General features: G+C 45.2%; 5 protein-coding genes and 1 pseudogene. 3 read left to right on the forward strand and 3 right to left on the reverse strand.

Going from position 1 to position 6,336, the window contains the following annotated elements; genetic code table 11:
* Window positions 1–1,602, forward strand: a 1,602-nt coding sequence (gene aceF / locus A3761_RS17525) for a dihydrolipoyllysine-residue acetyltransferase (protein WP_231881251.1), incomplete at its 5' end; no start/stop codon positions are given.
* 87 nt (window positions 1,603–1,689) lie between these two features.
* Window positions 1,690–3,111, forward strand: coding sequence for a hypothetical protein (locus tag A3761_RS17530; RefSeq protein ID WP_068554858.1), 1,422 nt, complete (start codon window positions 1,690–1,692; stop codon window positions 3,109–3,111).
* Window positions 3,112–3,205: 94 nt separating this feature from the next.
* Here A3761_RS17530 and A3761_RS17535 read toward each other — a convergent pair whose 3' ends face one another.
* Window positions 3,206–3,415 carry a cold-shock protein gene (locus A3761_RS17535; protein ID WP_068511735.1) on the reverse strand — a complete coding sequence of 70 codons (210 nt, stop codon included), beginning with the start codon at window positions 3,413–3,415 and terminating at the stop codon, window positions 3,206–3,208.
* 426 nt (window positions 3,416–3,841) lie between these two features.
* Here A3761_RS17535 and A3761_RS17540 point away from each other — a divergent pair, with 426 nt between their 5' ends.
* Window positions 3,842–4,255, forward strand: coding sequence for a cytochrome c5 family protein (locus A3761_RS17540; RefSeq protein ID WP_231872168.1), 414 nt, complete (start codon window positions 3,842–3,844; stop codon window positions 4,253–4,255).
* A gap of 92 nt (window positions 4,256–4,347) precedes the next feature.
* On the opposite strand, the gene A3761_RS17545 is transcribed toward A3761_RS17540, so the two are convergent.
* The gene (locus tag A3761_RS17545) at window positions 4,348–6,162 is read right to left on the reverse strand and encodes a DEAD/DEAH box helicase (RefSeq protein WP_068554860.1); all 1,815 of its coding nucleotides are present in this window, start codon (window positions 6,160–6,162) and stop codon (window positions 4,348–4,350) included.
* Window positions 6,163–6,253: 91 nt separating this feature from the next.
* Window positions 6,254–6,336, reverse strand: a pseudogene (locus tag A3761_RS29060) (PadR family transcriptional regulator); the annotation flags it as partial.

Raw genomic sequence — 6,336 nt, forward strand, 5'->3', positions numbered from 1 at the left:
CAGGAGACGATGATGAATTCGATAGAAGTCAAAGTCCCCAATGTCGGAGTTGAGGGCGAAGTAGAGGTTGTAGAGGTCTGTGTATCTCCTGGTGATGAAATTGAGGTCGACAGCTCACTTATTGTATTGGAATCGGATAAGGCGACCGTTGAGGTACCCAGTCCATGTGCGGGGAAGGTTGAATCAGTTTCTTTGACAGTAGGAGACAAAGTCAGTGAAGGTTCCTTGGTACTGGTGATGGAACCCTCTGAGGGGAACGCTCAGCTTGAGGAATCAGCTTCGGAAGAGAAGAGTCCGGGCGAAACACCGCAAAGTGAGCTTGTTCAGGTAGCTGTACCGGATTTAGGCGGAAGTGAATCGGTTGAAGTCATTGAGGTCTTGGTTGAAGTAGGTGATGCCTTAGAGTGTGATCAGGCGATGATTGTGCTGGAGTCTGATAAAGCAACCATGGAGATACCTTGCTCTGAGTCGGGTATTTTGCAAACGCTTAATATCAAAGTTGGAGACAAGGTTTCCAAAGGTGATATTATTGCAGAGCTCAAGGTTGAAGGTGGTTCATCAGCAGCGAATGCTAACGAAGAAATCAGCAAGCCTAGCAATGAAAATAAGCCCAAACCTGAGCATGACACTGATGCCCGGGAAGAGACAATCGTAAGTGAGGATGATGCGCCTGCGGTGCTGCCTCAGATTTCAGGAAGCAAGGTTCATGCAGGTCCTGCAGTTCGTAAATTTGCGAGAGAGCATGGAGTTGAGTTGTCTCGAGTAAAGGGTTCCGGGCCTCGAAGTAGAATTCTGAAAGAGGACTTAAGGAAATATATAAAGTCTCAGGTCCAGGCTGCGCAAAGTGGTAACCAAGGGGGGCTAGGTCTTCCTGAAATTGCTTTGCCTGACTTCTCAATATTTGGAGAAGTTGAAATCCAGCAGATGGATAAACTTCAGCGCCTTACTGCTAAGAATATGCAGGCCAGTTGGCTAACGGTTCCGCATGTTACGCAGTTTGATGAGGCGGACATTACAGACCTTGAGGCTTTTCGAAAAGGCCACAAAGCACAGGCTGAGAGTCGCGGCGTAAAGCTGACACCGGTAGCCTTCATTATAAAAGCGTGCGCTTATGCTTTGCAGCAGCTACCGCAGTTCAATGTTTCACTCGATATAAAAAACGAGAAAATTGTACGTAAGAAATATATACACATCGGCTTGGCAGTAGATACGCCTGCTGGCTTGGTTGTTCCGGTTATTCGCAATGTCGACCAAAAAAGCCTTTGGGATATTGCCCAGGAATGCCAGTCTTTGGCAGCCAAAGCGAAAGACAGAAAGTTGTCGCCAGCGGATATGCAGGGGGCATGTTTTACTATTTCTAGTTTAGGTGGTGTGGGCGGTACCGCCTTTACACCAATTGTAAATACACCGGAAGTGGCGATCTTAGGGGTATCGAAAGCGCAAATGAAACCGGTTTGGGATGGCGGTGAAGCCTTCAAACCACGCTTAATGTTGCCACTGTCTTTATCTTATGATCATCGAGCAGTTAACGGAGCCGATGCTGCGCGTTTCACAACTTTATTGTCACAGGTGCTAGGTGACTTGCGAGAGTTGTTATTGTAGGAAAAATTGTACAGAATGCGGGCAGTCATTAAATAATAAATTCAATAAATAGCTGTAGGCTGTCAATTAATTAGAGTAACTTCCATAATGGAATTTAAGACCCAGTTCATAAGCCGAGAAGATAGACGTATCGCTCGGCAATCTTTAAGCGGGAAGCACGGTTTCCAGGCGATGATTCGTCTGGAGCATAAAAGCCTCTCGGTTTCCCTCACAGACTTCTCAAGTTTGGGCTTTGCTATCTCGGTTTCAAAAGAGCATGCTGATGTTCTGAAAGTGGGAGGGAAAATAGAAGTATTAGTAAGCCCCTTGATACACCACGAGTACCTGATTAAAGGGCTTATTATAGACCGGCAGCCCATCAGGCAGGGGCAGGTAAAAATTGCGGCGGTCATTGAGCACGAACAGAGCAGTAAGCACGACCGTTTCCATCCTATCCACTTAAGTGCCGAACAAAGCCTAAAAGGACAAATGGTTCACCCTTTTGTCTACAAACAAAACGCCTATTTTGAGGTGGAGAGTTTGTCTCGCAATGGCTTCTATGCAAGCGGGATTCACACAGAGTTTACCTTGTTTGAAGGTATGGAGCTGAAGTATAGCTTGGGTTCGATTCAAGAGCTTCAGAATGTCGTCGGTAAGGTGTCCAACGTTTCGTTAACGGATCAGAATAAAATTAGATGCTTTATTGAAACGCCCTCACTTTCGTATTTGGCAGAAGACGAGCTGGCTCAGCATTGCTTCCATTTTGCACAGAAGACGCCGCGAGACATTAGTCGAGCGGGTATGAATGCCCAGCATATTCAAGAGCTGGTTCAGTATCGTTTTGTTGAAACTCAGGCGGAGTACGAAGCCGTCTTGAAATTGCGTCGCAAGTCATACGCGAGTATGGGGATGTGTAACAAAGATGACCCTATTGCACGCTTTGCTATGCAGCAGGATGCTTATGGTCGGATATTGATTGCTTTTCATAATGAGCGCGTAATCGGTAGTGCTTTGCTGGTATTTGGTGAGCGAGGTGAGAAGCCATTTGAGCTTGACCAGTTATTACCAAAGAGCCTTTTTGCAAAGCTGCCTCAATATGAAGAGCTTATGGAAATTACCGCGATATGTATTGAAAAGTACTATCAGGACACCGACGTTCTGCATGGTGTGTTTGAAAATATGTACCGTGAAGGCTTGTCGGCGGGTAAGAAGTACGTAATGGTTTCGAGTCTCGATGATTGGGTCTATCGATACAAGAAAATGGGCTTTAAAGGTACTGGTCTAGTGCTCGATCACCCTAAAAAGCCAGATGTTCAATTGAATGTAATGCTTTTGAATAAAGACACGGGTAAGTCAGGTAAAGGAATGAATCCGGTTCGCTGGTGGGTAGTTTGGGGGCATGTCAGCCTGCACCTATATCAGCGTCGAATCATAGAGTATACGCTGTTACAAAAGTGTCGAGTGCACTTCAATCGTGGACTGTTTGAATTGAATAGAGCTTTTCGAAATGGTAAACGTTGGTTTCGCTAGAGGTCGCTTATTTGAGGAGTTTAGCTGACTGAGTGTGAGGCTTGTGAGAGAGGAAAAATTCAACCCCGGAACGGGGTTGAATGAGGAATTCTTACTATGCAGGGTTTACATTTTCAGCCTGAGGGCCCTTCTGGCCAGAGCCTTCTGTAAATGTAACTGCTTGGCCTTCTGCCAAAGTTTTAAAACCGTCGCCTTGAATATTGCTGAAGTGAACAAACAAGTCTGGTCCATTCTCACGCTGAATAAAACCAAAGCCTTTTGATTCATTGAACCATTTAACGGTTCCTGAAAGTGTTTCTGACATTATCTAACCTTTTCCATTTTAATTTACTATTCAATGAGTACTCTGTAATAACTTTATAGGGGTTACCTGAGAGGCTCATATTGCTGTTTGAATTACCTATTTGAAGGGCTCTTCATCCTTTTTATAACTTGGGACAGAAACCAGCTCTTGCGAATATTTTCAAACTCAAGTTCAAGTGTAGTCAAGGATTGGGCTTTGAACAAAGAACAATGCAGAAAAAATTAACAAATATGACCTAATCTAGGAATAAGGTGTGAGATAGGTTTATTTGGCTGCCTTAGAACGACTTTTCCGGGCTTTTTCGAAGATATCTACGGTTGTGTTGTTTGTAATATGCCCTATAATGCTGCCAACATTATAGGTGTACTATAAATATCAAATGAGAGTAGGTGCACTATAAATATTAAATGAGAGATGAGGTGTTAAGTGAATAAGCTAATCAAAGTGTTGCTATCAACTGTAATGACTATGGCAGTCGTGTTCTCTGTTAATGCAGCAATGGATGAAGACTCTATTCGTGATCGATTGAAGCCGGTCGGTAAAGTATGTGTTGAAGGTGATGACTGTGGTACAGCTGCTGCAGCCGTAGCGTCAGGGCCTAAAAGCGCAAAAGAAATCTATGACACTTCATGTGCAGCATGTCACGGTACTGGTGCGATGGGCGCTCCGAAATTTGGTGATGCAGCGACTTGGGCTGATCGTTCTGCAAAAGGTGTGGATGCTTTGATCGCTAATGCTATTTCTGGTGTAAACGCGATGCCTCCTAAAGGTACATGTATGTCTTGCTCTGATGACGAGATTGCTGCGACAGTTAACTATATTCTTGAAAACAGTAAGTAAGTTATTAATTAGCAATAACTAGAACTGCTGTTAGACACAAAAAAACCGGACTAGATTTCTCTAAGTCCGGTTTTTTTGTGTCTGCAATTTACTTAGCTTCTATCTCTATCACGGCTTCGATTAGCCTTTCCTTTACGGTCTGGCTTGCTTCCGCTACGTCGATTTGAGCGAGGCTTAGTGTTTCGCTTATTAGGGCTAGGCCTTAAAGAGCCTTCGTCAACTTCATTCATAGAGAAGTTACGCAGATTGATTGGCTTGTTCGCGACACGAGCTGCTTTAAGTAAAGATAAAACCGACTTAGGCATGCCGTCAGGTAAGTCTACCGTACTGAAGTTGTTGTATATCTCAATTTGTCCGATGTATTCGCTATCTAAATCAGCAGTGTTTGCGATAGCGCCGACGATATTGCCAGGTTTGACATTATCTTTATAGCCTACGTCCAAGCGGTAGCGAACCAGTTTAACATCTGGATGATCCCTTAGTGGGCGAGGAGCGGCTTTCAACTTATCCATACCGCCTCGGCTATCTCTTTCTCTTGGTTCCCTTGGTTCCCTTTCTCGCTCGGGTTTGTTGATCTTTCTATCGCTATTCGGATCAAGCAAGAAGGGACGATTACCATTATTGATATGAGCGAGTGCAGCAGCAATTTTGATCGGGTCTGCATGACTTTCTTCAATGAGCGTTTCGATGATCTCTTGGAAAAAGCTGGTGTCGTTAGACTCAAGTAGCTCCAGGATGTTTTTCTTGAACTGGTCTACGCGAATCTGATTAATGACATTCGCTGTCGGCACATCCATTCGTGTAATAGCTTGGCTCGTTGCCTTCTCAATAGAGCGAAGCATGCGCTTTTCACGTGGTGTGATGAAAAGTATTGCATCACCTGAACGACCGGCGCGGCCTGTTCGGCCAATTCGGTGAACGTAGGCTTCAGTATCGTAAGGAACGTCATAGTTGATGACGTGACTGATGCGTTCGACATCCAGACCTCGCGCGACAACGTCAGTTCCGATAAGGATATCGATGCCACCTTTCTTTAGGCGGTCTACTGTTTTCTCTCGGGCCGCTTGTGCTATATCGCCGTTTAGAGCCGCCGCCGAATAACCGCGAGCGTTAAGTTTTGACGCAAGCTCTTCGGTGGCAATTTTAGTACGTACGAAAATAATGACACCATCGTAGGTTTCCATCTCCAAAACGCGAGTCAAAGCTTCTAGCTTATCGATGCCGGAGGTCATCATATAACGCTGGTTGATGGTTTTTGCCGTCGCTGTTTTATCAGCGATTTTAATGATCTCTGGGTCTGTGAGGTGGTTCTGGGCTACTTTCTTAATCTCGCGAGGCATGGTCGCAGAGAATAGGGCGATTTGCCGATCCTCGGGTGTGTGTTCCAATACCCATTCAACATCATCAATAAAGCCCATGCGTAGCATTTCATCTGCTTCATCAAGTACTAAGGTTTTTAGGGTGTTGAGTTTCAGCGTCCCGCGTCGCATGTGATCCATGACGCGTCCCGGAGTGCCAACCACCACTTGTGCGCCGCGCTTGAGCTGGCGTAACTGGTTGCTATAGCTTTGGCCGCCGTAAATAGGAAGAACATGGAAGTTCTTCATGTGTTTCGCATAACTTTGACATGCTTCAGCAACCTGAATCGCTAGCTCGCGTGTAGGGGCTAACACCAATACTTGCGTTTCAGACTTGTTTGCGTCGATATTTGCAAGTAAAGGGAGGGCAAATGCTGCAGTCTTTCCGGTGCCGGTTTGAGCTTGACCCAAAATGTCTTTGCCGCTAAGAAGTGTGGGTATTGCTTGAGCTTGGATTGGAGAAGGGGTTTCGTATCCAAGTTCCTTTACGGCTTTTAAGATATTTTCGGGGAGACCAAGTTGCTCAAATTGAGGCGTGGAGTCTGTCATAGTTAGGAATGCCTATCGATAAAATGGTTCTGACGCGAGGACAGAATAAAAGGGCGGCAATTATACGCAGATTTGAGAAAAAAAGCTTTGATTATTTTTTGATCGACTCTAAGGCTTCCTCTGCCCAGCTTAACCAGGCTTGTTCGCCAATGATTCCGCGCCTTAGTGTAAGGT

It is taken from the genome of Oleiphilus sp. HI0123, from assembly GCF_001635315.1.